Raw genomic sequence first — 26,213 nt, 5'->3', positions numbered from 1 at the left:
ATCCATTATTCTATATCATTATATCAAAAAAGACTGCTCTTGTAAAAATTTGAGATTAGTCTCATACTTTTTTAGACAACACTAACAAACTAAAAAATGCTCCTTAGAGTTGGCACTCTAAAGAGTGTTTTTAAAGCTTAATAATCCATTACATCTCCGATATAACTTTGGAGAAGATATTCATTTTGCGGTGCATCAACATTTTTCATCTTGATGTCCCATTTGCCATCTTTTTTGCTCATCACGATATTGAGTTTATCATTTGATTCTACTAAGTCTGATTTATCCAGAATTTCCTTATATTTATTATAGGCATCTTCTTCTGCTTTTTTGTAATCATAATCATCTGTCGTATCAAAATAAGCACTCTCATAATCACCGATAAGGCGACGAATGTTTTCCCTAGATAAGGCATTCAACTTAACATTAACCAGCGCTTTATTATCATAAAAACCTATGATTGTCAGTTTATAAGATGAACGTTTGGCTTGCGCCTCACGAAATTGATCATATGCCGCACTTGCTTGTTCATCACTTGGTCTAAAATCCATAAAACTGTCTTTAAAATTTTTGACAAACGCTTTTTTAGCTGTCTCAATAGCTTCATCTTTACCAGTTGATACCAATTTTCCATAAGCAGCATTTGCTTTATTTAGGAACACAACATCAATATAGGCTGCCAAGGCGTTCTCAGCTTCTGTGAAATTAGATGTTGTTTTATCATATTTTTTCAAATCAACTGAAATCTCAATATCTTTTTCTTTTTGTGCGAGGCTAGGTGATGTTTTTGATACGGCTAATTTATATGTTTTGCCTTTTTTAACTTCAAACACAATTGTGCCTGTTGTGCTTTTCCCCTCTGAAAGTTCTGTAAACAAAGTGTCTTTATAATCGTAAGATATCGCAAAGTCATACGTTCTTTCAGGTTTTATTTTCTCGTCATCACCTTTTTGGTACAAAGCAAAGTTCTCGTCACTTAAATAAATTTTCTTGTCACTCGTATTTTTAACATTGACCTCAAGTGCGAGGTATTCTGTATCGTCACTCATCTCTTTTTTCTCAGAAAGTGCAACATATCCATTTTTAAGATTAACTTCCAGTCCTACCGCTTTCGCTGCACTTGCTTTTGAGCCATCTTTGGTCTCTTTCTTCGCACCATTCGCACCACACCCCATCATTAACAATGCGGATGTCAAAGCCAAAACTATTATTCCTATTTTCTTTTTCATTAATATACTCTTCTATTTTTTCATATCAACCATTAGAAATAGTGATATTTTGAGGTTTTAAGGCGAAAGCGATAATCAAGAAGATACTACCAGCCAGTTGTGATAGAGCTCCGAGCAACTCAATACCACCGACACCCATTATGAAACCTCCTAATATCCCAAATACCGCTCCCAATATCCAGATAATAGCAATAACCAGTAAGAATATTTTCCAGCCTTTATCACCTGTCTTACCAATCCTCACATAGGCAATCCAAGTCAAGACATGCAAGATAAAATTAAAACTAAGACCAATAAAGATGCCTACCGTAAAAGCTGAAGATACCACTGTATCAGCTGAATTGAGATTAAGCGATAACGTTGTATAAGCTGTCATCAAAAAAGATAGTGTTGCTAGAATATTTCCCACTAAAGCGTGTTGCTTATTTGTCATTTTTTCTCCATTAATTTTTTTCTATGCCTCATCCATTACCATTTCAAACACAAAAGCCGTTGAGGCAATTGCTTTCATGCTTGCTTACCACCACATCAATGCTTGATTGAAAATGTCACTGATGAAAGAAAATATCCCCACCATCAGCACTTTTGGACTGCTTATTTCTTTTTGTGCAAGACAAGCTGTCCCACAATCATTGCAAAAATACCTGCTACTAATCCAATGCTAAAAATAACGAGAGGGCGTACATCAAAAGATTGCTTTGTATTGACTACCAAGTTTTGCTTTGGTGTGGCATTACTTGTCGCAATCGGTGTGGCGAAGAAATCATAAATACCTTGTGTATTCACACCTTTGGTTCTCGTATTGGCAAGTGTTTTTGAGAAATCTCCAAAGAATCCTTTCGACTCATCAACACCTTGATTACCAGTAGATACCAAATTATCCGTATTCGCAAGGAGATTTTGTGCATCTTTTTGCGTACTGATTGCTTGATTCACCAACTCCTCAAATTGTGTGGCGTTATCTTTAACAACGGTTGAACTTTCTGCAATTGTTGCCATAGATTTTTCAGTTGTTGTCACTAGAGTTTGAAATTGTTCATAGAGCGAGTTACTTATCTCCATGTAGAGTTCAGTTTTAGTACTATCATACTTATTCCACTCCACTACTTGAAGCGGGGTTGCATTTTGTTGTTGCCAATTTTTGTAGGTCTCATCAATTTTTGACACAGTTTTCGTATACCAAGTTGTCAATGTAGCTAAATTATCTGTGAAGTAGTTCTCAGGGAGATGATTCTGTAAAGTTGATACATCATTTTGCAATGCCGAAATGGAACTGTTCAACTCCTCTATGGTCTGAATGACTTTATTCAAATCATTTTGTCCCATCGTCAAAAAATCTTGAACACCTTGATCACTTAAACGATCCGAAAGTGTCGATAAATCCATATTACCGTACATATTAAAAATGGAACTTGGGCTCGCATTCTGAAAATCAGCCTTACTTGTTGCCGAAAGTAAGCTCGTGTAATCAGCTCCAGGACTTGAGAAAAGTGTTGCAATCATACTTGCTGTGCTGTCAATTTTCCCAAGTAAATCTGTTATAGTTTGGAAATTATCCACAACATATTGATTGTAACTTGTCGTGCTTTCCTTGGGTATTAAAGCGAAAGTATCAGTTGTCGTTGATAAAGTTTCATTGATTTGGTTCTTCCAAGTCGTCGTAAAATTATATGACTTTTTATCACTCAATGCCACAGCCAGTTGACATTCAAAAGTTGTCGGACTCCCAGTTCCTGTTGTCCCATCTGGATTTATTGGGTGCGGATTATCTAATACAACACTATTATCTGCATTGACTGTTATTCCTGTTGCAGAAATAGGGTTAACGCTCACTTCGGAAGGAAATTTTGAAGATTTATAGGTAGTTCCTGCCGGCACTGTTATCTTGATGTTTCGTGTCAAGGTTTGAGTAACCGTATCTGCGGTTGGGCTATCTCCCAATGTCACTGCACCATTACTCAAACCGAACTCAGTCGCATATTGCCGTATCACTTGTAGTTCTTCTTTATACTTCGTTCTCGTAATATTATCAATGGTACCATTTGCCACTAAGTCATCTAATTTATAATCAGAGTCGGTCAAAGATAGACTACTAATGAGATTTTGAAGTTTAGTTAAATAGGCACTCCCAGTCAAATTGTCATGTTTACCAAGAGATGTCTGAAGTTTAATAGCCAATGCCATTCTTGAATTATCAAGTGTTTGTAAATTTGCGAAACTATCAAAATTATCTGTTGTCGCAGTTATACTCTGTGCCAAAAACTGGTGATACAAATCATTTTCAAGTCCAAGTAATTCATCTCGCTTATTTGTCAGCGTTGTGATTTGATTTGAAATATCCTCTTTAACATCTTCAGTCAATGTATTATAATCCGTGACTTTCTGCCTCAAATCGACCAGCTGACCTGTTTCAGCACCCACCGTGTCTTTTTGATAGAAATCACTTAGACCATTGACAATATCTGTGTTCAAGACATCAAATTGTTTATAATAAAAGACTTGGTCGCTATCAGCTTGATTCGCTATCCCAATGTTTGCATTGGCTACATTGATACTAGCGATTCTCTTTTGTGTCTCAAAATAGTTGGTGATCTGTGGCAATTGATTTGAAAAACTCTCGCCAGTTTGTTTCATCAAATTTTTAGTACTATCAGTAAAACTATTTTGCATGGCAACATTCGCTTGATTGATGCCTTTCAAACTAGTTGTCCCAGAAATAAAACTCGCATAATTGGGCATACTAGATTGAAAGGGTTGATGCACTTGATGAGATAAAGTTGAAACCAAATTTTCCTGTTTGCCAACTGTGGCATTCATCTGGTTTTCGGCTTCAGCAATATTGCCTGCGACACTGGCGTAATACATTTTGACGACATTTTGGTTGAAATCATATAAGGCAGACGTGATTTTGTCTTGAAGCAACTTTTCAGATAGTTCATCTGCCTGTGGTTGAATTTTATACGCAACATCTGCTTGGGTCGGTTCAATGTCCTGTAACGTCAACAAATCCTTTGAGAAAGTCTGAGGGAGATAGATGACTCCGTCGATCGAGCCGTCTGAATAGGCTTTATCCGCAACAGAACGGGAAACCACTTGCCAATTATACTTGTTGTCATTGGACACCAAGTCAATGAAATTCTTCCCAAAATTGTAGTCTTGATTGTTAAATTGGGAAGGACTATCCTCATTGACAAGGGCAATCGTTGGCGTTTTCGCTTTGACTTTTTCTTGCGGTTTTTGATTGAGAGAGACAAGAATAACAACCAACGCAGACAGCACAACAAACAAAGAAATACCTGCAATAAGTTGTAGCCTACGATAGTAGTTATTCAGTTTGTCCGTGAGAGTTGGTTTTTTCTTCATTTAGTTGCTACTCCTTTCTGTTTTAAAAATGTAAATCCCATGGCTGAAGTACAGTCTTAGGTTTCTCGTTAAACAAACTTTTACCTGCCTGACCGTCATAAGACTGGATATTATTTGAAACATTCTTCAAAGCATCGCTAAATTTATCAAGTTTTTCTTTATATTTTTTCGCTATTTTTAAATTATCTTCAGCTTGTGAATTGTCCCAAAGATTATCTTTTTGGAAACTTTGAATCATTGCATCTACCTCATAATAAGGAAGACGGAATGCTAAACCATGGGCTCCTTCAAAAACTGCTTGAACAAGTCGGTCAATTTCATCTTCTGTTTCTTGTTGACAATTCTTTACAAGCTCCTCATATTCTCGACCATAGCTTTTTGCTTCTTCTGAGACAGCTCCCGCAAGTTCTGCACGAAGTTTTACTTTTTGTCCACCTGAACTGCGAGAAATTTGATTTTTCAGATTAGAAATTTTATCATTTCTTTTCATTTGTTTAGCGGTATCAGCAATAATACCATTATATTTCTTAGAAAAATCATCATATATTTTTTTCGCTTGTTCATAAGTCAAATAACCATTAGCAGCTGCAACGATCGCGCTAATTGGATTACGTGTTGCCGCACTTCCCAGTAGTCCTAAAATTGTTGTTAGCGTTTGGCTACCAAGTTTAGGCGCGGCTTTTGTTACTTGTTCTAATGTTTCATCAATCAATCGTGATACTCGAATTCCTGCCTCAAAAATCTCTGGATTATCTTTCACATTGGCTTCTTTGATGCTACCATCTTTATTAAATTGATATTGTCCAAAGTCATGACTAGAGCCACAGGGAGCATCCATCTGAAAAGTGCTTGTTCCAGAAATAGGCATCAAATAATGAACATTTCCAATTTCGTCTACACCTTTTTTATTACGATTCAACATTGAAACGATGTCAAAGGGATTCACGTAATAATCAATCTTTCCTTGCGCCTCTAACGTTTCAATGTTTTTTCTTGCCTGTGCGGACATTTTTTCAATACTTGAACGTGCATCAGGACCTTGAAACAATACCACTCGGCCAATTTTATTGATGTCCCCTGCTGGTAAATTCGCTACCGCTTGAATAGAAACCATTGTACCAAGCGAATGACCTGTTACATTCATTACTGCTCCATCTGGAAGTTCAGCGACCCTAGCATTCATTGCCTTTGTTGCAACTTTTGCCTGTGGAATATAAGAGTCAAACAACGTGAACGTACCATTATTTCTTATCCAGTCGGTTTGCAAATCATGGAGACTTTCATAGCTATCACTCCCACGAGTTACAAAATAAGTTTCTTTAGACTCGTTAATACTTGAGTTATCTGTGACAAAATAGGAATTAAAACCTGTGAACTTATCTTGAGACAAATTTGTTTCAAAAGTGGATGTAACTTTTTCTGTATTATATCCTCCGTTTGGTCTAGGCGTTTGAATAGTATTCGTGACCTGTTTTGTAACGGTTTTATCTGGTTGGAGGTAAACTTTTCCGTCATTTGGTAGATTGATGCCACCTTTAGTAAGATTTTCGTCCCTATCATAGGCATCTTTACTAAAATCAAATAATACAGCCTTCCCTTCATTTAAATTATCTTTTTGTTTATCATTAAGTTGTTCTTGTGTGAATGGATTGGGTCTATTATTATACGCACTTTCAGCTAAATTAGCGTACATATCATTGAAATTTTTTAAATTTGTCATTCTGTCTTCCTCATCATAAAAATTTACGGAAAATTAAGACCTGTAATCGAATCAATCCGTTCAGGCTTGTCAACATCAGGTTTTGGGATTATAAAAAAACTATATCCATTAATCTTTTCTTTGTATTTATTATAGGTAATTACTCTAATATTAAATCCTTTTTTTGTAAACGCTCCACTATCGCTAATGGACACACTATCCCAATCATATTGAACTTCCTCAATTGCATTGCTTTTATTTTTGACATATTCAGTTATCTGACTTTCGTGTTTTTTCAAAAATTCAATCTGCTCTTCTTTCGTTGTGACATTTTTTTTATCTGCCATTTTACACCCTCCTAATATATTAACCATCACTAACATCAGTAAACTAATAATAAATAACTGTTTCTTCACATACTACCTCCATTGCTTTTTCAGCTAATTTTGCTTGTGGGATATAAGCATTGAACAACGTAAAATTGGCATTATTGTTTACCCAATCATTTAGATTTTCTACGGACATACCATCACTTCCCCGAGTGACAAAGTAGGTTTCTTTAGAGTCTTTTACCGTGGATTGATCCGTCACAAAATACGAATTATATCCTGCTTTTTCATCTGTTAAAATTCCTGTTGAATCTTGTTGGAGGTAAACTTTGCCACCATTTGGTAGGTTGGTGCCGCCTTTAGTAGTCTCTGTTACCCATTTCCCATCAACTTTATAAGATACCGTTGCTTCCTGTGAAAATTCAAACTCCACTGATTTTCCTTTATTTAAATTTTCTTTCTGCTTTTTATTTAAATCTTCAATAGGAAAAGGATTGGGTCTGTTGCCACTATAAGCACTTTCAGCCAAACTAGAAAAAATATCATTAAAATTTGTCAAATTAGCCATTAAATATTTTCCCTCCTACCCTAAACGTTTGTTGGATATACATACTTTCTATTTCCGGTTGGTTATTATCGCTCATTACAAAGCTTAACAGAAAATTTGAGTCATTAATTTCGTTAAACCCTCCGTCAATGCTTAATTTCTTATATTTTGAACCTGCTGGTATCCCACCAGCATTGGGAGTAACGATTTGTATCTCTATACTTTCCCAATCCCATTGCACACTAGTGATTTTTGTATTTTTAGATTTAACATACTCCGTCATCTCTTGTTCATGTTCTTTCAAAAATTCAATCTGCTCTTCTTTCGTTGTGACATTTTTTTTATCTGCCATTTTACACCCTCCTAATATATTAACCATCACTAACATCAATAAACTAAAAATAAATAACTGTTTCTTCACACTGCCTCCATTGCTTTTTCAGCTAATTTTGCTTGTGGGATATAGGAATTGAACAACGTAAAATTGGCATTATTGTTTACCCAATCATTTAGATTTTCTACGGAGATACCATCACTCCCCCGAGTGACAAAGTAAGTTTCTTTAGAGTCTCTTACCGTANTTGTTTACCCAATCATTTAGATTTTCTACGGACATACCATCACTTCCCCGAGTGACAAAGTAGGTTTCTTTAGAGTCTTTTACCGTGGATTGATCCGTCACAAAATACGAATTATATCCTGCTTTTTCATCTGTTAAAATTCCTGTTGAATCTTGTTGGAGGTAAACTTTGCCACCATTTGGTAGGTTGGTGCCGCCTTTAGTAGTCTCTGTTACCCATTTCCCATCAACTTTATAAGATACCGTTGCTTCCTGTGAAAATTCAAACTCCACTGATTTTCCTTTATTTAAATTTTCTTTCTGCTTTTTATTTAAATCTTCAATAGGAAAAGGATTGGGTCTGTTGCCACTATAAGCACTTTCAGCCAAACTAGAAAAAATATCATTAAAATTTGTCAAATTAGCCATTAAATATTTTCCCTCCTACCCTAAACGTTTGTTGGATATACATACTTTCTATTTCCGGTTGGTTATTATCGCTCATTACAAAGCTTAACAGAAAATTTGAGTCATTAATTTCGTTAAACCCTCCGTCAATGCTTAATTTCTTATATTTTGAACCTGCTGGTATCCCACCAGCATTGGGAGTAACGATTTGTATCTCTATACTTTCCCAATCCCATTGCACACTAGTGATTTTTGTATTTTTAGATTTAACATACTCCGTCATCTCTTGTTCATGTTCTTTCAAAAATTCAATCTGCTCTTCTTTCGTTGTGACATTTTTTTTATCTGCCATTTTACACCCTCCTAATATATTAACCATCACTAACATCAATAAACTAAAAATAAATAACTGTTTCTTCACACTGCCTCCATTGCTTTTTCAGCTAATTTTGCTTGTGGGATATAGGAATTGAACAACGTAAAATTGGCATTATTGTTTACCCAATCATTTAGATTTTCTACGGAGATACCATCACTCCCCCGAGTGACAAAGTAAGTTTCTTTAGAGTCTCTTACCGTAGATTGATCCGTCACAAAATACGAATTATATCCTGCTTTTTCATCTGTTAAAATTCCTGTTGAATCTTGTTGGAGATAGACCTTCCCTTTTTCTCCTAGGTTAGAACCTCCAGACCGCTTTGAAAATTCAAAAAGAATTGCTGAGCCATAGTGTTCTTGTTCTCTTTGTTCAGGATTCCATGTTTTATACTCTGCGAAATTATTTGGTCTATTTGTGTACGCACTTTGAGCTAAATCAGCAAATAATTCACTATATTGTTTTAAATTTGACATACTACTCTCCTTGTCTTAAATAAGCCACTCCATTACTAAGAAAATATATATCTTGCTCTGGTTCAAAAGAACTTGTTGACTCTAATGTTGAATTCACAGCTATATAAAATCCTAATTTAGGATCATCATTTACATACCCAGAAACCCTGATAACCACGCCTCCTCCCTGCGGTGTTCCATTTCCTACAACTCCAGTGTCAGTAGCATTCCAATCAAATTCAACTGTTTGAATTGTTTTATTAAACGATTTAACATACTCCGTCATTTGACTTTCATGTTTTTTCAAAAATTCGATTTGTTCTTCTTGAGTTTTGTATTTCGTTTCCATTTGACAACCTCCTAAGGTAAAAATTACTAAAACTATCATTAAAAAGATAATTACTTTTTTCATTTAACGACCTCTTAATCTAAAGAAATTTTTGAGGATAATCCATCAAGCGTACGCCCATTGTAATGAGTAAAAAGCTTTACTTCAATTGGAAGGTCGGTATTTTTAAGATTTTCATCCGTTAACGTCACTTGTACTTCATAGACCAAATCTAAACTACGACTCTGATTCCCCATTACAAAAAACGATTCATAAAAGACAGAAAATTTATAAGTTCCCTCGTATTCAACTTTTTTATATCTTAGCTCTGTCGTACCTTTACCTGATACGTTTTCACCCGTTATTTTTTCTTTTTTAACAAACTCTTGACACTTTTCATTATATTTTTCGAAAATTTCTTTTTCTGCCGTTTCATTCTCTTCAGCAAGCTTTTTATCTTCTTTTTCCTTCAATTCCTGATATGACTCAACTTCTTTTTGCATATTCCGTATTTCTTCTACGTGTATATCTTTTTGAGCTGAAAATGAAATCTGTTCTTTTTCATTACCTATTCTTCCTTGAATAGGTAAAAATATATCCGATAAATTTTCCCTATTTAAAGTAAAAACCATAGAAATATTCTTATTGCTGTCTTTTTTGTTTAAATAGTTTACAGCTAATTCAAATTGATTTTTGGATTGACTATTGACATGCAACCTTTCAACATCTTCTTCAATCACTTCATTGGAAGAAATATTATTTATTTTTGCTAGATAGTTTATAATATTTTGACGATGAACTGCATAAATTTTTTCAATAGTTTTGTGTGATGCGGAGTGCTCATCATAAGAGTCGCCTGCATAATTTTCAGCCCAAACTTCAGGAACAAAATTCCACCATGAATCCATTCTATTCTCTGCCTCTTTATCCTCCACAGAAGCATCAATAGTTTCTTTAGAGAATGTCATATCCATTTTCTTTTTATATGGATTTGGTTTAGTAAAAGTGAAGGGAGCTATTTGGGCATTTGGAAAATTAATTTCTACGTTAATAACTTTATTTTCATCTTTATTTGCAATTGCCAGAAAACGAATATGATAATTACCAGAAATATCCCCTCCATTATCAAAATATCCTTCAATGGTCGATTCAAGTATATCAAGTGATTTTATTTTTTCTCTTTTTTCGTCGAATTTTTCCCATAAGATGCTCTTGATGACAGATTCATTTTTTATTATGAATTTTTGATCATCACTTTTTTCTATCACTGGGGTATGAGACATTGAAAAAAATATTAGAATTAGAGAAGTTAATACCAAACTAAATATTATTATTTTTCGTTTCATTGCTTATCCAATTCCAACAAAGATTTTTCGTACTCTCTATTTAACTCACTCGCAACTTCTTCTAACTTAAAAATCCTTTTATTCGCCTCATGATAAAATTCTTCTTCAATGGCTCTCAATTGTCCTTCCACTTTATTGAGATTGACATCATCATTTTTGGTATAGTAAATAAACTTCTCCATTAGCTGATTATTCTCTCGGCGAAATTCGTTCATTTTTTCATTGATGGTTTCAATCCCATTGTTTATTTTTTTCTTTTCATCGATGAATTCTTCTTCTAATGCTCGGCGTTTTCTTGTTTTTTCATCCACAGTTCATCACCCTTTCACTGCACTTCTCAACATTGGTTTTGAAATCTCACCTAGAAAATCTTGACCTGCTTTTGCTGCCTTTCCTTCTAGCGCTCCATCAATATCATTTGGAATTTTACTTTTTGTTTTATCGTACATTGCTTCAGATAACTCGTCCAATTGTTTCGTAGAACTATTTTTGATTGTCGGAATTCGACTTGATTTTGTTTCTAGTAGTTCTCTAATCAGTTTACGTTCTCTTTCTTTATTCGCTTCAACATTAATTACATCGAACTCGTCCATAAATGAATTAATATCAAAATATGTCATCTTTTTTCGCTCTCTTTCATTTTTCTAAATTTGTAAAAAGGATCTTTCGCCAGCATTTCCTCATGTGTCAACCCATTGTTATTAGAAACTTCCACTTTAGATTGCTCAGCTGTTGGAGCTACTGAAGGAGCATTTTGAATTCGCTCCGTTAGCTCCTCCACTTTTTGTTTCGCAAAATCAATATCTAAATCATCGGTATAGCCTTTTGTCAACACTTCTGAAATTTCTGTTTCTTTGACGATATACACTCTAGAATCTTTTGCGTAACCTTGAGGATACAAAGAACATTGATAACCTGCTATCATTTCTTGTTCTGGAGGTTGCATAAAGGCTCGAGAAATAATGATGTAGATGGACTCTTCATCTTTTTTCCATTTGATTGCGCTACCTAATGGCAAAAATTCTTTACTCATTTTCATTCTCCTGTCTTGGCAATACAACAGTTGAAATGACTTCATCGTTCAAACATATCAATTCATAAACTTGAATTTTTTTCTTCCGTGCTTCTTGAGTCATTTCCACAAAATTTTGTTTTTGCATATCTCCTCCAAAGAAAATGTATGGGAGATTTTCTTTTGTTGCTGTCGTGACTGCGCCATAATTCCCACCAACATTTGTTAAAACGTCGAATAAAATAAACTGTATATTGTGATTGCTCTCTTCCACAATGCAATAAAATTCTTCTGGATTTAAAACAATTTTATTCAAAATTTGTGCAAGTCCATTTAAGATAACAACAAACTTTTCGTCAGCTCTGTATTTTCGTAACGAACGAATAGAGTCTACTATATTCACAGAATCTTGAGCAATCGTATCTTTCCCAACGTAGATACTTGAAGGATATGTTGATAGATTACCAACCATATAAAAAATAACCATATCTTCAAATTTTGAAAATTGTTTTTCTAAAAAATAAGTTACAAAGGCTGTTTGCTTTTTGTTTCCCAAGAAAAATCCGATCGCATTTCCGTTAAACAGTTCGATACTTTCTATATTCGAGGTTGCCTTATTTAACCCCAGATACAAGGTGTTTTCTTCCCTAACGGAAATAAAGGACTCAAAGATTTCTTCTGTCAACTCCTCAGGCACCATCGGAATCTTCGCAGGTCTCACACCTATCCAGTTTTCATTCAGTGTCAAAACTTCTTGTTCAAGTTGCTCTAGTACTTCTGTACTATTATTTCCTGCAACAGGCAAGTAAAATTGAATGGCTCTAGGCGCCTCCAACATGACTTGTCCTCGTCCGACTTTCGCAACTTGTGCGACTTTCTCACGCCCCATGATAGTCGTGAGCTCACTTTCTTCATTGAGGTACAAAGCCATTTTCGTCGCAATGCTACTTGTCATATTCATGCGAACCGCACCTGTTCGACTAGCGGTAAAGATAAGATAGACACCCAAACTTGCCCCATCTCGCAATACTTGTAGGAGCAGGTTATCAATCCCGTCTTTTCGCTTGTCGTTAGGACTTAACCCGTCATAATTATCCAAGAGAGTCACAATGATTGGCAGAGACTCTTTTGTCTTCGCTTCATACTGTTCAAGACTCGCAACCCCAGCCTCTTTGAATTGTTTCTTACGAATCGCCAGCGTCTCCGCAATACCAGCCAACATTTTTTGAAGTTTTTCTTCTTCTTCAAGGGTCACAATATCCGCTACGTGTGGTAATTCTTTGAGTGGCAATAAGCCATTGTTCCCAAAGTCTAATAAGTTGAGTTGGACTTGTTCTGGGGTGTTGGCTTTTGCCAAGTTCAAGGCAAACGTTTGAAGAATCGTTGATTTCCCATAGCCACTACTTGCGAAAATAACGGTATTGCCTTGTTTAGTGAGGTCAAAGTCATAGTTTTCTTGTGTTTGATTACTTGGAATATCGAGTAACCCTAAGGGTATTTTGAGCGTCCGTTTGCCTGTTGTTTCAATTGTCGGTGTTGGGAGGTTTTCTCCCAAATTCGGTAGCCAAGGTTTATCTGGCAAGGCGTATTGACTCTGCTCAAAAGTTTTACCAATCTCTGAAATGACTTCTTCTAGTTGAGTAGGTAAGTCACTGGTATCTTTGCCTTGTTTGACTTCTTCACCTGGATCATAAATCAATTCGTGCTGTCCAAGCGCATTGATTTTATAAATACGCTCATCAACGACTTCTTCCTGACTCGCTTCAGGGTCATAAGGCACACCCGCATAGCCACTTTGGAACAATTCATAGACTTCGTTTTCGCCTACCTTGAGATACCCACGTCCCGGATTGGTGATATGCGCCGCATCAGGAGTTTTCAAGAGTTCATTGGAATCTTGAACGCCTGCCATTTTCAAGGCAATTTTTGATTTCGAATTGGCTTCTATTTGATCATTGACCACACCGCTTGGTTTTTGAGTCGCTAAGATTAAGTGAACCCCTAAACTCCGACCAATACGCGCAACAGAGGTCAATTCATCGAGGAATTCTGGCACATTTGATTTCAATTCGGCGAACTCATCTGAAACCAAAACCAAATGAGGGAGGGGTTTCGTTGGATATTTAATTCCCTCTTTTGGTGTCAATCGCTCTTTATACAACGACATATAGCCGTTGATATTATTAACCCCAAACTTCGCAAATTCTCGTTGGCGTTTGTCTAGCTCTGCCTTGATACTGGCAAGCGCTCGTGCGGTACCTGCACCGTCAAGGTTGGTAATGGCACCCATAAAGTGTGGGAGTTTATCCAAGGTATTGGCAATCCCGCCACCTTTCCAGTCGATGATTAACATCCCAATATCTTCTGGTGAGAAGTTAATCGCAAGACCAATGAGGTACGTGGTTAAGAACTCCGATTTCCCTGAACCTGTTGTCCCACCGACCAAGGCATGTGGTCCATGGGCACGTTCGTGTAAATCCCAATAAGCATAGTCTGATTTTCCACGCCACCCAATGAGTGATTTGATGGACTTGTTGGGTTGGGCTGCTTGCCAACGTTGCGGTATTTCAAGTTCCTCGACTGTTTTTACCTCATATTGTTCAAGAAGAGACAAACTTTCGGGTACCGCATTTTTCTCCACTTCCAAATGGTTTAAATTGGAAAGGGTACGCAGGCTCTGTTCCAAGTTTTCAGGCAAGACATAAGGTTGGAATACTTTATCCACGTAGACACTGTCAACATTCACAAGTCGCCCTTTTTGTTCATTGGGCACTTCAATCAAGGTCGTGACCGTCTCAGGTAACAAGACGCTCTTTTCCTTACACCAAATGACCGTAACGCCTAGCTCGCTCATATCTTCAGCGAGAAGTTCATTCAGTCCATGTCCGGCAAGATACGTATCATCTTGGATCGTGAAAATATAATGGGGCGAGAATTGAGGCTTTTCTTTCCCTGCCTCATTCACTGTTTGCTTGCGTTTCATCAGGAGTTGATAGAAGGCATTCAGCACCACATCCCGCCCTTTTTCATTGTAGATGAGCCCACGCATATTCAAATCATTTAGTTTAAAATGTGGGAGTAAGCGCCATGCTTGCCAGGTTTCTTGGTAAGCATCTTTTGAAACCAAACTGATAAAGTTCACATCTTGATAAGAATGGAAGAACGCTGTTTGAAATAAGAGGGCTTGAACATTGTCCTTCAACACTTCTTGTGTCCCCACAAACCCAAGCGTTGTGCTCGCTAGTTGTATCGGTGTGGCAACATTGCGCTGAATCGTATAACGCTTTTGAAGATTTCTCAAATGTACCGCATCTTCACTTAAATCTTTCGCATCTGCGCCAATCTCTACTTTCAAGTTAGATGGTTGATCACTTAAGCCAAGAGAAACTTCTAAGAAATCTTTATTGTGTCGTTGACGTTCATAAATTCTTGCGTCATAGCGCTCCACTAACTCAGAAAGTTCGAGTGGCGTAGGCTGTTGGTAGTGTAAGACGTTCTTTTCTGCTTCATAAGTCGTGCCCAATCGACTGACTTCATTTATCAGATAAACTTTATAATCATCTGCTTGTTGGGCTGTTTCTATTTTCTTTTCTTTTTTCTCTGTGACATATTGGGAAACGCTAATCCCAGCGGTCATCAGACTCATACCACCCATACCTAACATCATGACTGGGTTACGTCCACTTAATACTGTTGTAATCCCTGTCATGGCAAGCATCCCCAATGGTGGCATCAATAACTTCATCAGACCATTTTTATCTTTAGTGTTGTCCTTGGTTGGACTATCTAGTTTAAAGCTTTCTTCTGGGACTTCTAAATTTAACCTGGGACTCCTGCGATAATCTGGAAAGTCTTTCGGATAATTTTCTGTCCTTGAAACTTTTAATAACTGGTCTCGATTAAAGGTTATCGCATCCGAAAAACTCGTGATTTTCCATTGGTCTTGACGCTTTTCCAGATAAAAGGAGGGCGTCAAAACGCGCAAGCCATCCTCTACTGGTACAATCCTTGTTTTCGTAACCAATCGGTCGTTCAGATAAACGGTTTCGCCTTCTGGTTTGACCGTCAACGTTTGATTATGGAGGATAAGCAGAGACTCGTCTATTACTTGAATCCCACTGTTCTCAGACTTGCCAAAAACAAAATCTTTTGTTTCATTGCGGATAAAATAACTCGTTTTCGCATTTTCTTCGGACACAATAAAAAACGACTGTCCCTTGATGTCTTGTTTCCCCACACCCGTTTTTGACCCATTGATCAACAATTCATCATTGACAATCCCGAACTTATATTGTTCCGTGTTATAGTAGGGATGCGTTGTGGTTAGCGTGATTTTGTCTAGTGTTTCATTAAGCAAAAAGATGACAAAAATCACTTCTTCAGGATGCAAGCGTTCATCTAAGGAAAACGTCTGAATTTTGCGCTCCTCATGTGTTTCAAATAGTGTCATCTCATCACTTCCCTAACTTTTTCGTTAATTCCTCAATCTGTTTTGTATATTCTTGAAGGCGCTTTTGTTTCTTATCTCCAGCCATCTTGGTATTCAATTTCGTTGCTTGATACAAGTCAGTGTAGGCAAGCAGTGTTAATTGATCATCTCCTAAGTTTTGCGCCAAATTCAAAGCTTCTTCAAAATGTCCGCGTCCCATATTAACCCAGTAATTGAGTGTATTATCATCCGTTTTAATGGATAGCGTATTTAAAATGGTTTGTTTTTGTGTGCTGGTTAAATCTGCCAAATTCACAGACGATACTGCAAGGATATATTTAGCAGATTTCGGTAAACTTGCAGGTTTGTATTTTTCTAAATCCGCCTGTGTTTTAGCATAATTATTCGTGATGAAACTCGTTTGAGCCGAAACGATAGCTTCAGATTTGTCGCTACTTGTTTTATATTGGTAGAAAAAGAATCCCATAATCATTGCGAAAACAAACGCAAGTAACCCAAATACACGAACAGCCACAAAACTTCTTCTTGAGACAAGACGTTTTGACTGATTGATTTTCGTTTTCTCTTTTGTTAATGCTGCATTCAAAAATGTAAAAAGTGCTTCTAAATTTTCAGCTTCAAGAATACCCGTTGAGAAAGGATCTTTCAAACTTGGCAGCCCTTCCAGGCATTTTTCATAACTTACTTTCGACTGGAAAATAGACAAAATCAATCCTTTAACTGCTTTTAAGAACAAAACAGGATTTTCTGCCTGTGGCGTTACCAGACCTTTTAAACCAAAATGAATGATTTTCAGTTTTTCACCTTCAAAATAAATATTTTCAGGATGTATAAAGGGAATTTGATACTCTCCCTTACACTCTTTAAACGGACTACACAAGGTCGCTAATTCTAATTTTTCTAGTTGTGTTTTTGCTTGAGTACAGGCTTGAGGAAACGGCAAAAGCCCCTCTTGTAAGTCGTAGCGCAATTGTACGCCTTGTTCGGTTTGTTCTGCGGACACGTATTGGTTGATTTCTTCTAATTCTGATAATTCCACTTGTGTTTTTTCTAGTTTCACAAGAATCGCTTGTTTCTCTTTTTCAAACTCAAGCGTCTCTTCTCCGTTAAACAATCTCATTTGATTCTCCACTTTCTCCTACCACAATTTCAATCTTATCCCCATTGCCAATCCCAAAATCACTCAACCAATCCGAATCTTTTAAACGGACTGTTTTGTCCTGAATCTTTAGAAAGATATTTTCTGGCAAGGCATTCCCATGTTCCAAAAATACGGAACGAAGTAGCGAACGCAATCGACCAAAAGTCACTTGCTTTGGTACAACCATATCTACTTCAATACCTTGCATGACTAACGTAATTTCCAACACGTTTTTTCCTCCGTTTGCTTTTTGCACGCCTATTGCCAATCAGAACACCGATTGACAGCAAAAATACTCCGCCAACAGTCCCTATTAGATAAATATTCCCTTCCGATTTTTTGTCGGTCTTTTCTGCACTTGAAATCACCTGTGGTTGATAGTTTTGAAACAAGTTTTTTGTCACAGGTTTCATATCAAGGCTTTGCGTGCTCTTATCATCAAACTGTATTGTTTGTATTTGTTTTGCGAGTTGAGCTTGACTCTCTTTAAGTTTTTGGCTCTGTTCTTCTAACTCACTAGAAAACAACTGACCTCGGATAGAGAATTCACCACTTCCACCAATACTAGTCCCATTGTTCACTAAGACGTCTGTATTTAACTTTAGATTACCATCTGCACTTCCTTTTACAGCTGGAAAAGAAAACGCAAAAGCACCAACCATTAGCGTAAAAATACACAAAAAGCGCCTTGATAGGCGCCCATGTTTAAAACCCAAAGCTCTGTGCATCTTGTGCATCACGCTCAGCGACCGTATCTGCATATTTGTTTAGCTGTTGATTGATGCTTTCTAATAACTCTTCAAACTTCGTCACGTTTTGGTAAAGTTCGTTATATTGTTCGAGATAAGCTTGAAAGGCTTGACCTTTCCACTCTTCCGCAATCGTTGAATTCATTTGATTGACTTGTTGGATGGCTTGTTCGATTTGTTCCTTTGAACGAATGTAAACTTGCGCTTGTTGTTTGAGTTCTTCTGGGGTTACGCTAATTTGTGACATAAAATTTCCTCTTTCTTTTTTAATAAGCAAATAGATATTAGGTTTTAGTGATGCTAAGTACTAAAACCTATTGCTGTACAGTAGCAGTCGCTTAACGACTAGTGATGATGAACAGTCTGGACTGACTATTCTGATTATTTATATAACTTATTTATAATTTTATCAAGATATAACACATATGTCAAGACATTTGTTATTTTTTTATTATTTTAATTTTTTATTTTTTATTATTTAGTTATTTTACTCTCTAAAATCAATGGTAATATTTACTTAATTCGAAATTCCTAAATTATTTCGCTTTCAATTCAGTATTTTAAATTGAATATATATTCAAAGCACTTTTTCTCCCAATAAAAAATCAAAAAAAGCACCCGACCAAAGCCGAGCACTTTATTTCTAACCTTATAAATTAAAATGTTTATAAAACGCCCCAAACACTTTCCAACACGTTTGTCTGGTCACGACCAGGACCAACTGAGAAAGTTGAGATTTTCACGCCTACGAGTTCAGAGACGCGACGAACATAATTTTTCGCTGTTTCAGGTAGGTCATCTAAATGACGAACACCTGTAATATCTTCTGACCAACCTGGCAATGTTTCATAGATTGGTGTGCAACGTTGTAATGTTTCAAGACTTGCTGGGTAGTAATCAATCCGCTCACCATCAAGGTCGTAAGCCACACAGATTTTAACTTCATCAAGACCTGTCAAAACGTCGATCGAGTTAAGTGACAGATTTGTCAAACCAGACACACGACGTGAATGACGCATGACAACCGAGTCAAACCACCCCACACGACGTGGACGACCAGTTGTTGTGCCATACTCATGACCAACTTCACGAATTTGATGACCGATTTCATCGTTCAATTCAGTCGGGAATGGTCCGTCACCAACACGTGATGTATAAGCTTTACATACGCCAACAACTTTAGTAATCTTAGATGGTCCAACACCTGAACCAATCGTCACACCACCTGCAACAGGGTTTGAAGATGTCACATATGGATAAGTCCCTTGGTCAATATCAAGCATGACACCTTGCGCACCCTCAAAGAGGACACGTTTACCAGCGTCTAAAGCATCATTCAAAATCACAGATGTATCTGTCACGTACTTCTTGATTTGTTGACCGTAATCATAATATTCTTCAAAAATGTCTTGGAAATTGATTGGGTCAATTTCATACATCTTCGTAAATTCACGATTTTTTTGCTCGAGATTTGTCTTCAAACGCTCAGCGAAAATCTCTTTATCAAGTAAATCGGCAATCCGAATCCCAACTCGCGCAGCTTTATCCATATAAGCTGGCCCAATGCCTTTAATCGTTGTCCCGATTTTGTTAACGCCCTTAGCATCTTCTTGAAGTTGGTCTAATTTGATGTGGTAAGGCAAAATAACGTGCGCACGGTCAGAAATCCGCAAATTATCTGTCGTAATTCCTGCATCATGCAAGTAAGCCAACTCTTTTACCAATGATTTTGGGTTAACAACCACACCATTTCCGATGACAGAAACCTTCTCCGGATAGAAAATCCCTGACGGAATCAAATGTAATTTGTATTTAGTCCCTTCGATAACAATGGTATGCCCAGCATTATCGCCACCTTGATAGCGCGCGATAACTTCTGCATTTTCACTGAGGAAATCCGTAATTTTCCCCTTACCTTCATCACCCCATTGGGTCCCAACGACTACTACTGATGACATATCTTCTCCTTCAAGATTCAAGTCAGAACTTGATAATCTTTAAAACTTGCGCAAATTGCAACACTTTATTATATCAAATCTACATAGAGATTGCCACCTTGCGCCCTGTTTTTTACCTGACGATATTTCTGAAAAGTTCGGAAATAGCTATTCCTTTATACCAGTTATGGCTTAAATGATCCGTTTTTAAAGCAAGTCTATACTTTGAAATATCTCCTCAGAAATCATCATTTTGACAAATTGAGAGCATCAAAAAGAACCCTTAACTAAGGGTTCTATTGCTGCTTACATCATGCCACCCATCATTGATGGATCCATACCACCAGGCATTCCTGCAGGAGCTGCTGGTTCTGGTTTATTTGCGACAACAGCCTCAGTTGTCAAAATTAAGCTAGCAACTGATGCCGCATTTTGAAGAGCTGAACGTGTCACCTTGACTGGGTCAATGATGCCTGTTTCAATCATATCTACCCACTCGCCAGTCGCCGCATTAAAGCCTGTTCCGGTTGCTGATTGTTTGAGTTTATCAATCACGACAGAACCTTCATAGCCTGCATTTTTAGCGATTTGACGGACAGGTTCTTCAAGCGCGCGTAAAACAATGTTACGTCCTGTTAACTCATCACCTGTTAACTCGATGTCAGCAACTTGCGCAATGACATTAATAAGCGCTGTGCCACCACCTGCAACAATACCTTCTTCAACTGCTGCACGTGTGGCATTCAAAGCATCTTCAATCCGAAGCTTCATTTCCTTAAGCTCAGTTTCAGTGGCTGCACCGACTTTAATTACTGCGACACCACCTGATAATTTAGCCAAACGTTCTTGTAATTTTTCGCGATCAAAGTCAGATGTCGTTTGCTCAATCTGTGATTTAATGACAGCAGTCCGATTAGCGATGGCATCTTTTCCGCCAGCGCCCTCAACGATTGTCGTTGTCTCTTTATCAACAGTTACTTTGCTTGCTTGACCAAGTGAGTCAACTGTTGCGTCTTTCAACTCAAGACCGAGATCTTCAGTGATGACTGTACCACCAGTAAGGATAGCGATATCTTCAAGCATGGCTTTACGACGATCACCAAAGCCTGGCGCTTTAACTGCAACAACATTGAAAGTCCCACGAATTTTGTTCAAGACAAGTGTTGGTAAAGCTTCTCCATCCACATCATCAGCAATAATCAAGAGCGGACGATTTTGTTGTAGGATTTGTTCCAAGAGCGGCAAGACATCTTGAATATTTGAAATCTTTTTATCCGTGATTAGGATGTATGGATTGTCAAGATCAGCAACCATTTTTTCGTTGTCTGTTACCATGTATTGAGACAAGTAACCACGGTCAAATTGCATCCCTTCAACTACCTCAAGTTCAGTTTCCATCCCTTTTGATTCTTCAATTGTAATGACACCGTCATTGCCAACTTTTTCCATAGCTTCAGAAATATACTCGCCGACTTTTTCTGAGCGAGAAGAAACAGCAGCAACTTGCGCAATTGCTTCTTTACCCGAAACCGGAATCGCAATATTTTTTAATGCCTCAACAGCTGTTGCGACAGATGTTTCAATCCCACGACGAATACCGATTGGATTAGCACCTGCTGTGACATTTTTTAAGCCTTCGCGTACAATAGCTTGTGTCAAAACAGTCGCAGTCGTTGTACCATCACCTGCAATATCGTTTGTTTTTGATGCCACTTCACTAACGAGTTTAGCGCCCATGTTTTCAAAATGGTCTTCCAACTCAATTTCTTTAGCGATTGTCACACCATCGTTGGTGATCAAAGGTGAGCCAAATGATTTTTCTAAGACCACATTGCGACCTTTTGGTCCAAGCGTTACTTTAACTGTATCTGCTAAAACATCTACACCACGTACCATAGCTGCACGCGCATCTGATGAAAATTTAATATCTTTTGACACTTCTTCTACCTCCGTAAATTTAATTTGATAATTCTACTTTATAAGCTGTGTTTGTTATTCTACAATTGCTAAGATGTCGTCTTCACGAACAATCAAAAATTCTTCAGAGCCATCTTTAATTTCAGTTCCTGCGAATTTTTCAAAAACAACAATATCACCAACCTTCACACCTGGTTCAATCACTTTGCCATGGTGTGTATGACGACCTTCACCAACAGCAATAACTTCTGCTGTTGATGGTTTTTCTTTTGCACTTGTCGTCAGAACGATGCCACCGACAGACTTCTCTTCTTCTTTTTTAACACGTAAAACAATACGATCACCTAATGGTTTTAACATTTGGTAAGCCTCCAATTATTTTTAATTTTTGGCACTCTGTGTGTTCGAGTGCTAACAATTCTATTATACTCAGTTGGTCAGGAATAGTCAAGGATTTTTGATTGTGAGACGCAAAAAAATTCAGGATAAAATCAAACAAACTGCCCTCGGGACAGTTCATGATTACTAAGCATCTCCTAAGTTATTACTTTTGACAATCTGGAGATTAAAATGGTAATTCTTCAGCCTCTAACATCACGTCTGAGACATCATCCACTTGATTTTCTCTTAAAGCAACGGCAGCGCGGCTTTCTAGTAAATTAAACTGCTGGCATAGGACTTCCGTCACATAGTGAGTCACACCCGTCTTGTCTTCATACCGTCGTGTCCGTAGTTCTCCCTCGATTGAGACCAGACTCCCTTTTTTAGCATAAGATGCGAACAACTCTGCTGGTTTCCCCCAGATGACAATGGTCAAAAAATCTGCCTCGCGTTGGCCGTCAGCAGTCTTAAACTGCCGACTAACCGCTAAGGTCACGCGCAAGACGGATTTATCCGTCGGCGTTTTTTTCACTTCCGGCTGTGCGGTCAAACGACCAATTAATAAACTCTTATTTAACATATAAAAAATCCTCCTACTTACTTATACGTAAATAAAAGGATTTTGTTTTCATTATTTCTTATTTTTGCCAATGCTTAGCTGGATTAAAGGCGGTTCCTGGGATTTCACTTGCTGCGAGTTCTATAATTCCACGTTTTTGAGGGGCATTTGGCAAGGCTAATTCACGTGGACTTGCCATCATACCAAAGCTATCTTCTCCACGAAGTTGGCCTGCAAAGATCAAAGCACCGCTCGGCATCATGGCACCAGGTAGGGCAACGATTGTTTTCAGTCCCAGACGTGCGTTAGGGGCACCTGCTACGATTTGAATCGTTTCATCTTCTGAGATCTTAACTTGTGCGATATTGAGATGGTCAGAATCTGGATGTGGCACAAGATCTACAATCTCACCAACCACAAATTTAGGCGCGTGATCTGGAACTAAGACATCTTCAAATCCAGCGGTTTTAATGGCCTCGTTGAGTGTGGCAACATCTGCATCTGAAAGGTCAACTTGACCATTTCCCGTAATGGCAAACAAAGTTGATGCGTCAAAAAAGTTCCAAGCCACAACTTGACCATTATCTTCACGCATGACTTTGGCCACATTGTTGTGGCGTGTTGCTGTTAATTTCTCACCTTGATTGTCCCCTGTAATCAACATCAAGACATCATTTAGGTGGGTGTTATAAATCGCGATCATTTTATTTTCTACTCCTTTAGGAAAGCGTCTTAACTTTTGACACTGGTTAAGAACGCATTCACTTCTTCTTTTGTTTTCCGTAATTTATTGACCAGACGGCCTGTTTCTTTGCCGTCTTCAATCACGACAAAACTAGGAATCCCCATGATCCCCCATTCAATGGCAACATCGATATAAACATCTCGGTCAACTTCGATAAAGGTATATTCTGGATGCGTTGCTTCAATTTCTGGCATGGCTGGTTTAATAAAAGAACAGTCCCCGCACCAATCTGCTGTGAAAAAGAAGACATTGCGGCCTTTTTCGACGTATGTTGCTAATTCTGCTACACTATTTGGTATAATCATTTTATTTCTCCTCTAGCGAAGTGACTAGTTCTGCTTCTGACTCGTGTGTTTCAACTATCCGCAAAGTGTCAGCATCGATTTCAAACGTGATAACGGTGCCATCCCGACGAATGAGGCCACCTTCATGGACATGAAAAAGAATCGGATCCATCACGATCCAACTGGTTAACAGATCATCAAACATAAAATGCTGTTTGGCCAGGGCCAAGAGCTTGCGCAGATTTTTATCCTTGCGCTTCTGGTAGAGCGTGCCGACACTGACGACCAGACTGGCACTGACGAGTGCGCCCACACCCATTTTCAAAATTTTCTTCATGTTTATATTTTAGCACAAATTTTACTTCCTCGCTAACCAACCACGTTTTTTACCCCATCTGGTCAGATTTTTGGTATCATGGAACTATCATGAAAAAGGCTAACTTGCGGTTAGCCGAGTGGATTAAGGAGAGTTACACATGTCGATCACTTTTGACAAAATCAAAGCTATCACTGAGATTCAAGCAACATCTGGTTTCGAGCGTCCCATGCAGGACTTCATGCGTCAGAACATCACCCCTCACGTCGATGAGGTTCAAACCGACGGCCTGGGCGGGGTTTTTGGCATCAAACACGCTGCGGATGCCAATGCCCCACGGATCATGGTGGCCGGTCACATGGACGAAGTCGGCTTCATGGTCAGCAAAATCAAGACTGACGGCACCCTGCGCGTTGTCTCGCTCGGTGGCTGGAATCCACTCGTCATCTCTGCTCAGCGCTTTACTTTGCTTGCCAGAAATGGTGTTGAAATTCCGGTCATCACAGGTGGCGTACCGCCACACTTGATGAGAGGCGCAGGCGGTACCCCTGCCATGCCACAAGTTGAAGATATTATTTTCGACGCAGGCTTTGCAGATAATACTGAGGCGGAGCGTTATGGCGTCCATCCTGGTGCTGTCATCGTCCCTCAAACCGAAGCCATCCTGACTGCCAACGAAAAAAATGTCATCAGTAAAGCCTGGGATAACCGCTACGGTTGTCTCATGGTGACGGAGCTATTAGCGCATCTGAGCGACAACAAAATCGACTTGCCCAACACCCTCATCGCAGGTGCCAATGTTCAAGAAGAAGTCGGCCTTCGTGGTGCACACGTTTCGACAACTAAATTCAATCCAGACTTGTTCTTCGCTGTCGACTGTTCACCTGCTCAAGATACTTTCGATGCCAGTGCTGATGGCCGCATCGGTGACGGGACACTGATGCGAGTCTTCGATCCTGGTCATATTTTATTGCCGACCATGCGTGATTTCTTGCTGGATACGGCTGAGTCTGCGGGTGTGAAATACCAGTATTATGTCTCAAAAGGTGGGACAGATGCCGGTGCTGCTCATTTGAAACACAGTGGTATTCCATCGACAACGATTGGTGTCTGTGCCCGCTATATCCACAGCCATCAAACCCTCTTCTCACTGGAAGATTTTGATACCGCACAAGCTTTCTTACAAGAAATTGTGAAACGCTTGGATCGGTCTACTGTTGACTTGATTCGGGGAACTGGGGTGTAACATATAGAAACGCATTAGAACGTACTGTTCTGATGCGTTTCTATATGAAATCAAAATATGAGAACGTCGAATCCTGAAATTGAAAATGTCTTTTGATTCTAGTTTAAGCGCATAAGCCGTACTAGACCGATGCAATCACTTGTGTTACAATAATTTTACTGTTAGTTTCTCACAATAAAATTATTAATAAAAAACAAAAAAACATTTTATGATTAATTGGTAGAAACTGTGTTATGATTAATTGGTAGAAACTGTGTGAGGAGACGTTGAGGTCATGGCTCGCATCTTTGATGGACTCTTTTTCTGTTAGTCTTCTGATGATCTGGGTTTTGAGTAAGGTGGAGTCTTTATGCCCTTTTAAAACAAGTTGTTCAGGGATTTGAGAGGATTGCGTCATACCACAGGTCACACAACGATAGCGTTCAATTGTGATCATCAGAAAGCAGGGTAGGCCCATATATTCTGTCAGCTGCACCTTTCTTGGGTGCGGTGTTGTGCCATGCCTATAGAATTTAGTCCCCTGGCAACTTGGGCATTGAGTCGCTGCTTGCGTTAGCTTAACGTTAAGTTCGAAGTGATGACCGACTTGAACAGGGGAGGGATCTGAATATAACCAATCTTTTTCTTGTAAATGGTAATGACTTAGGATACAATTAAACATGTCTTTCCTTCTCTTTTGTGTTGCTTAGTAACTCACATTATAGAAGGAAGGATTTTTTTATGCAAAAAAATCGCCTGGGTATTTTTCCCACACGATTTATTATAGAGCCTTTTTATTTTAACATCAGCTATTTATGCTAATATTCAAGGGCACCTCTAATAACTACCAATTAATTC

28 protein-coding genes and 1 pseudogene are annotated in these 26,213 nt (G+C 38.2%); 1 reads left to right on the top strand and 28 read right to left on the bottom strand.

Translation table 11 applies throughout. The annotated features are described in order from the left end of the window. Positions 1-137 precede the first annotated feature (137 nt). The 27 genes and pseudogenes from RR45_RS00150 to RR45_RS00015 form a co-directional block, all read right to left on the bottom strand. Positions 138-1,229 (bottom strand): DUF5105 domain-containing protein, encoded by a 1,092-nt coding sequence (locus RR45_RS00150; RefSeq protein WP_072353525.1) that lies wholly within the window; start codon positions 1,227-1,229, stop codon positions 138-140. 25 nt (positions 1,230-1,254) lie between these two features. Further along, complete coding sequence (locus RR45_RS00145) at positions 1,255-1,662, bottom strand: hypothetical protein (RefSeq protein ID WP_031366322.1); 408 nt, start codon at positions 1,660-1,662, stop codon at positions 1,255-1,257. Positions 1,663-1,823: 161 nt separating this feature from the next. Beyond that, complete coding sequence (gene esaA / locus RR45_RS00140; protein ID WP_072353524.1) at positions 1,824-4,592, bottom strand: type VII secretion protein EsaA; 2,769 nt, start codon at positions 4,590-4,592, stop codon at positions 1,824-1,826. A gap of 22 nt (positions 4,593-4,614) precedes the next feature. Continuing rightward, positions 4,615-6,312: a hypothetical protein gene (locus RR45_RS00135; protein WP_072353523.1), complete on the bottom strand. Its 1,698-nt coding sequence runs from the start codon at positions 6,310-6,312 to the stop codon at positions 4,615-4,617. A gap of 23 nt (positions 6,313-6,335) precedes the next feature. Further along, positions 6,336-6,638, bottom strand: coding sequence for a hypothetical protein (locus RR45_RS00130; RefSeq protein WP_244148291.1), 303 nt, complete (start codon positions 6,636-6,638; stop codon positions 6,336-6,338). A gap of 43 nt (positions 6,639-6,681) precedes the next feature. Next, a complete protein-coding gene (locus RR45_RS00125) occupies positions 6,682-7,188 on the bottom strand; it encodes a hypothetical protein (protein ID WP_031366326.1) in 507 nt (168 codons plus the stop codon). After that, positions 7,181-7,519: a hypothetical protein gene (locus RR45_RS00120; RefSeq protein ID WP_096823122.1), complete on the bottom strand. Its 339-nt coding sequence runs from the start codon at positions 7,517-7,519 to the stop codon at positions 7,181-7,183. The genes RR45_RS00125 and RR45_RS00120 overlap by 8 nt, the downstream gene beginning before the upstream one ends. A 77-nt stretch (positions 7,520-7,596) precedes the next feature. Next, positions 7,597-7,747 (bottom strand): annotated as a pseudogene (locus RR45_RS11395) (triacylglycerol lipase); the annotation flags it as partial. Between the two features lie 400 nt (positions 7,748-8,147). After that, the gene (locus tag RR45_RS00110) at positions 8,148-8,486 is read right to left on the bottom strand and encodes a hypothetical protein (RefSeq protein WP_096823122.1); all 339 of its coding nucleotides are present in this window, start codon (positions 8,484-8,486) and stop codon (positions 8,148-8,150) included. A 65-nt stretch (positions 8,487-8,551) separates the two neighbouring features. Beyond that, complete coding sequence (locus RR45_RS00105; protein WP_031366328.1) at positions 8,552-8,986, bottom strand: hypothetical protein; 435 nt, start codon at positions 8,984-8,986, stop codon at positions 8,552-8,554. A 1-nt stretch (position 8,987) separates the two neighbouring features. Further along, positions 8,988-9,377, bottom strand: coding sequence for an EexN family lipoprotein (locus tag RR45_RS00100; protein ID WP_072353522.1), 390 nt, complete (start codon positions 9,375-9,377; stop codon positions 8,988-8,990). A gap of 11 nt (positions 9,378-9,388) precedes the next feature. Next, complete coding sequence (locus RR45_RS00095) at positions 9,389-10,639, bottom strand: hypothetical protein (protein ID WP_072353521.1); 1,251 nt, start codon at positions 10,637-10,639, stop codon at positions 9,389-9,391. Then, entirely contained in the window at positions 10,636-10,950 is a 315-nt protein-coding gene (locus RR45_RS00090) for a hypothetical protein (protein ID WP_031366331.1), read from the bottom strand. Before RR45_RS00090 ends, RR45_RS00095 begins: the two co-directional genes overlap by 4 nt. A 6-nt stretch (positions 10,951-10,956) precedes the next feature. Further along, positions 10,957-11,232 (bottom strand): hypothetical protein, encoded by a 276-nt coding sequence (locus RR45_RS00085; RefSeq protein WP_072353557.1) that lies wholly within the window; start codon positions 11,230-11,232, stop codon positions 10,957-10,959. Between the two features lie 23 nt (positions 11,233-11,255). After that, positions 11,256-11,672, bottom strand: a complete 417-nt coding sequence (locus RR45_RS00080) for a DUF4176 domain-containing protein (RefSeq protein WP_072353520.1) — start codon at positions 11,670-11,672, stop codon at positions 11,256-11,258. Beyond that, on the bottom strand, positions 11,665-16,101 hold the full coding sequence (gene essC / locus RR45_RS00075; RefSeq protein WP_031366334.1) for a type VII secretion protein EssC: 4,437 nt from the start codon (positions 16,099-16,101) through the stop codon (positions 11,665-11,667). The genes RR45_RS00080 and essC overlap by 8 nt, the downstream gene beginning before the upstream one ends. 4 nt (positions 16,102-16,105) lie before the next feature. Beyond that, the gene (gene essB / locus RR45_RS00070) at positions 16,106-17,221 is read right to left on the bottom strand and encodes a type VII secretion protein EssB (protein WP_031366335.1); all 1,116 of its coding nucleotides are present in this window, start codon (positions 17,219-17,221) and stop codon (positions 16,106-16,108) included. After that, complete coding sequence (locus tag RR45_RS00065; RefSeq protein ID WP_143465078.1) at positions 17,208-17,468, bottom strand: EsaB/YukD family protein; 261 nt, start codon at positions 17,466-17,468, stop codon at positions 17,208-17,210. Before RR45_RS00065 ends, essB begins: the two co-directional genes overlap by 14 nt. Then, on the bottom strand, positions 17,437-17,970 hold the full coding sequence (gene essA, locus RR45_RS00060; protein WP_279625292.1) for a type VII secretion protein EssA: 534 nt from the start codon (positions 17,968-17,970) through the stop codon (positions 17,437-17,439). Before essA ends, RR45_RS00065 begins: the two co-directional genes overlap by 32 nt. Further along, a complete protein-coding gene (locus tag RR45_RS00055) occupies positions 17,948-18,238 on the bottom strand; it encodes a WXG100 family type VII secretion target (RefSeq protein WP_031366338.1) in 291 nt (96 codons plus the stop codon). The genes essA and RR45_RS00055 overlap by 23 nt, the downstream gene beginning before the upstream one ends. Before the next feature lie 418 nt (positions 18,239-18,656). Beyond that, complete coding sequence (locus RR45_RS00050; protein WP_031366339.1) at positions 18,657-19,949, bottom strand: adenylosuccinate synthase; 1,293 nt, start codon at positions 19,947-19,949, stop codon at positions 18,657-18,659. Positions 19,950-20,234: 285 nt separating this feature from the next. Next, on the bottom strand, positions 20,235-21,866 hold the full coding sequence (gene groL / locus RR45_RS00045; RefSeq protein ID WP_031366340.1) for a chaperonin GroEL: 1,632 nt from the start codon (positions 21,864-21,866) through the stop codon (positions 20,235-20,237). A 54-nt stretch (positions 21,867-21,920) separates the two neighbouring features. Next, positions 21,921-22,205 carry a co-chaperone GroES gene (groES, locus tag RR45_RS00040; protein ID WP_031366341.1) on the bottom strand — a complete coding sequence of 95 codons (285 nt, stop codon included), beginning with the start codon at positions 22,203-22,205 and terminating at the stop codon, positions 21,921-21,923. Positions 22,206-22,410: 205 nt separating this feature from the next. Then, positions 22,411-22,806, bottom strand: coding sequence for a single-stranded DNA-binding protein (locus tag RR45_RS00030; protein WP_031366343.1), 396 nt, complete (start codon positions 22,804-22,806; stop codon positions 22,411-22,413). Between the two features lie 58 nt (positions 22,807-22,864). Next, on the bottom strand, positions 22,865-23,488 hold the full coding sequence (gene ytpR, locus RR45_RS00025; protein ID WP_031366344.1) for a YtpR family tRNA-binding protein: 624 nt from the start codon (positions 23,486-23,488) through the stop codon (positions 22,865-22,867). A 29-nt stretch (positions 23,489-23,517) separates the two neighbouring features. Then, positions 23,518-23,835, bottom strand: coding sequence for a thioredoxin family protein (locus RR45_RS00020; RefSeq protein ID WP_031366345.1), 318 nt, complete (start codon positions 23,833-23,835; stop codon positions 23,518-23,520). Between the two features lies 1 nt (position 23,836). Continuing rightward, entirely contained in the window at positions 23,837-24,151 is a 315-nt protein-coding gene (locus tag RR45_RS00015; RefSeq protein ID WP_031366346.1) for a hypothetical protein, read from the bottom strand. Positions 24,152-24,290: 139 nt separating this feature from the next. On the opposite strand from RR45_RS00015, the gene pepA reads away from it, so the two are divergent. Beyond that, the gene (gene pepA, locus RR45_RS00010; RefSeq protein WP_031366347.1) at positions 24,291-25,376 is read left to right on the top strand and encodes a glutamyl aminopeptidase; all 1,086 of its coding nucleotides are present in this window, start codon (positions 24,291-24,293) and stop codon (positions 25,374-25,376) included. Positions 25,377-25,545: 169 nt separating this feature from the next. Here the strand turns inward: pepA and RR45_RS00005 are convergent, their stop codons facing one another. After that, positions 25,546-26,037, bottom strand: coding sequence for a transposase family protein (locus RR45_RS00005; RefSeq protein ID WP_096823120.1), 492 nt, complete (start codon positions 26,035-26,037; stop codon positions 25,546-25,548). Between the last annotated feature and the right edge of the window lie 176 nt (positions 26,038-26,213).

The sequence above is a fragment of the Pseudolactococcus chungangensis CAU 28 = DSM 22330 genome (assembly GCF_002441885.1).
GTDB lineage: Bacteria > Bacillota > Bacilli > Lactobacillales > Streptococcaceae > Pseudolactococcus > Pseudolactococcus chungangensis.
This window is presented reverse-complemented; position numbering and strand designations above follow the sequence as displayed.

Coding starts and splice junctions, on each gene's coding strand:
- RR45_RS00150 (WP_072353525.1), bottom strand. CDS start 1,229: ATGAAAAAGAAAATAGGAATAATAGTTTTGGCTTTGACATCCGCATTG.
- RR45_RS00145 (WP_031366322.1), bottom strand. CDS start 1,662: ATGACAAATAAGCAACACGCTTTAGTGGGAAATATTCTAGCAACACTA.
- esaA (WP_072353524.1), bottom strand. CDS start 4,592: ATGAAGAAAAAACCAACTCTCACGGACAAACTGAATAACTACTATCGT.
- RR45_RS00135 (WP_072353523.1), bottom strand. CDS start 6,312: ATGACAAATTTAAAAAATTTCAATGATATGTACGCTAATTTAGCTGAA.
- RR45_RS00130 (WP_244148291.1), bottom strand. CDS start 6,638: ATGGCAGATAAAAAAAATGTCACAACGAAAGAAGAGCAGATTGAATTT.
- RR45_RS00125 (WP_031366326.1), bottom strand. CDS start 7,188: ATGGCTAATTTGACAAATTTTAATGATATTTTTTCTAGTTTGGCTGAA.
- RR45_RS00120 (WP_096823122.1), bottom strand. CDS start 7,519: ATGGCAGATAAAAAAAATGTCACAACGAAAGAAGAGCAGATTGAATTT.
- RR45_RS00110 (WP_096823122.1), bottom strand. CDS start 8,486: ATGGCAGATAAAAAAAATGTCACAACGAAAGAAGAGCAGATTGAATTT.
- RR45_RS00105 (WP_031366328.1), bottom strand. CDS start 8,986: ATGTCAAATTTAAAACAATATAGTGAATTATTTGCTGATTTAGCTCAA.
- RR45_RS00100 (WP_072353522.1), bottom strand. CDS start 9,377: ATGAAAAAAGTAATTATCTTTTTAATGATAGTTTTAGTAATTTTTACC.
- RR45_RS00095 (WP_072353521.1), bottom strand. CDS start 10,639: ATGAAACGAAAAATAATAATATTTAGTTTGGTATTAACTTCTCTAATT.
- RR45_RS00085 (WP_072353557.1), bottom strand. CDS start 11,232: ATGGACGAGTTCGATGTAATTAATGTTGAAGCGAATAAAGAAAGAGAA.
- RR45_RS00080 (WP_072353520.1), bottom strand. CDS start 11,672: ATGAGTAAAGAATTTTTGCCATTAGGTAGCGCAATCAAATGGAAAAAA.
- essC (WP_031366334.1), bottom strand. CDS start 16,101: ATGACACTATTTGAAACACATGAGGAGCGCAAAATTCAGACGTTTTCC.
- essB (WP_031366335.1), bottom strand. CDS start 17,221: ATGAGATTGTTTAACGGAGAAGAGACGCTTGAGTTTGAAAAAGAGAAA.
- essA (WP_279625292.1), bottom strand. CDS start 17,970: ATGCACAGAGCTTTGGGTTTTAAACATGGGCGCCTATCAAGGCGCTTT.
- RR45_RS00055 (WP_031366338.1), bottom strand. CDS start 18,238: ATGTCACAAATTAGCGTAACCCCAGAAGAACTCAAACAACAAGCGCAA.
- RR45_RS00050 (WP_031366339.1), bottom strand. CDS start 19,949: ATGTCATCAGTAGTAGTCGTTGGGACCCAATGGGGTGATGAAGGTAAG.
- groES (WP_031366341.1), bottom strand. CDS start 22,205: ATGTTAAAACCATTAGGTGATCGTATTGTTTTACGTGTTAAAAAAGAA.
- RR45_RS00030 (WP_031366343.1), bottom strand. CDS start 22,806: ATGTTAAATAAGAGTTTATTAATTGGTCGTTTGACCGCACAGCCGGAA.
- ytpR (WP_031366344.1), bottom strand. CDS start 23,488: ATGATCGCGATTTATAACACCCACCTAAATGATGTCTTGATGTTGATT.
- RR45_RS00020 (WP_031366345.1), bottom strand. CDS start 23,835: ATGATTATACCAAATAGTGTAGCAGAATTAGCAACATACGTCGAAAAA.
- RR45_RS00015 (WP_031366346.1), bottom strand. CDS start 24,151: ATGAAGAAAATTTTGAAAATGGGTGTGGGCGCACTCGTCAGTGCCAGT.
- pepA (WP_031366347.1), top strand. CDS start 24,291: ATGTCGATCACTTTTGACAAAATCAAAGCTATCACTGAGATTCAAGCA.
- RR45_RS00005 (WP_096823120.1), bottom strand. CDS start 26,037: ATGTTTAATTGTATCCTAAGTCATTACCATTTACAAGAAAAAGATTGG.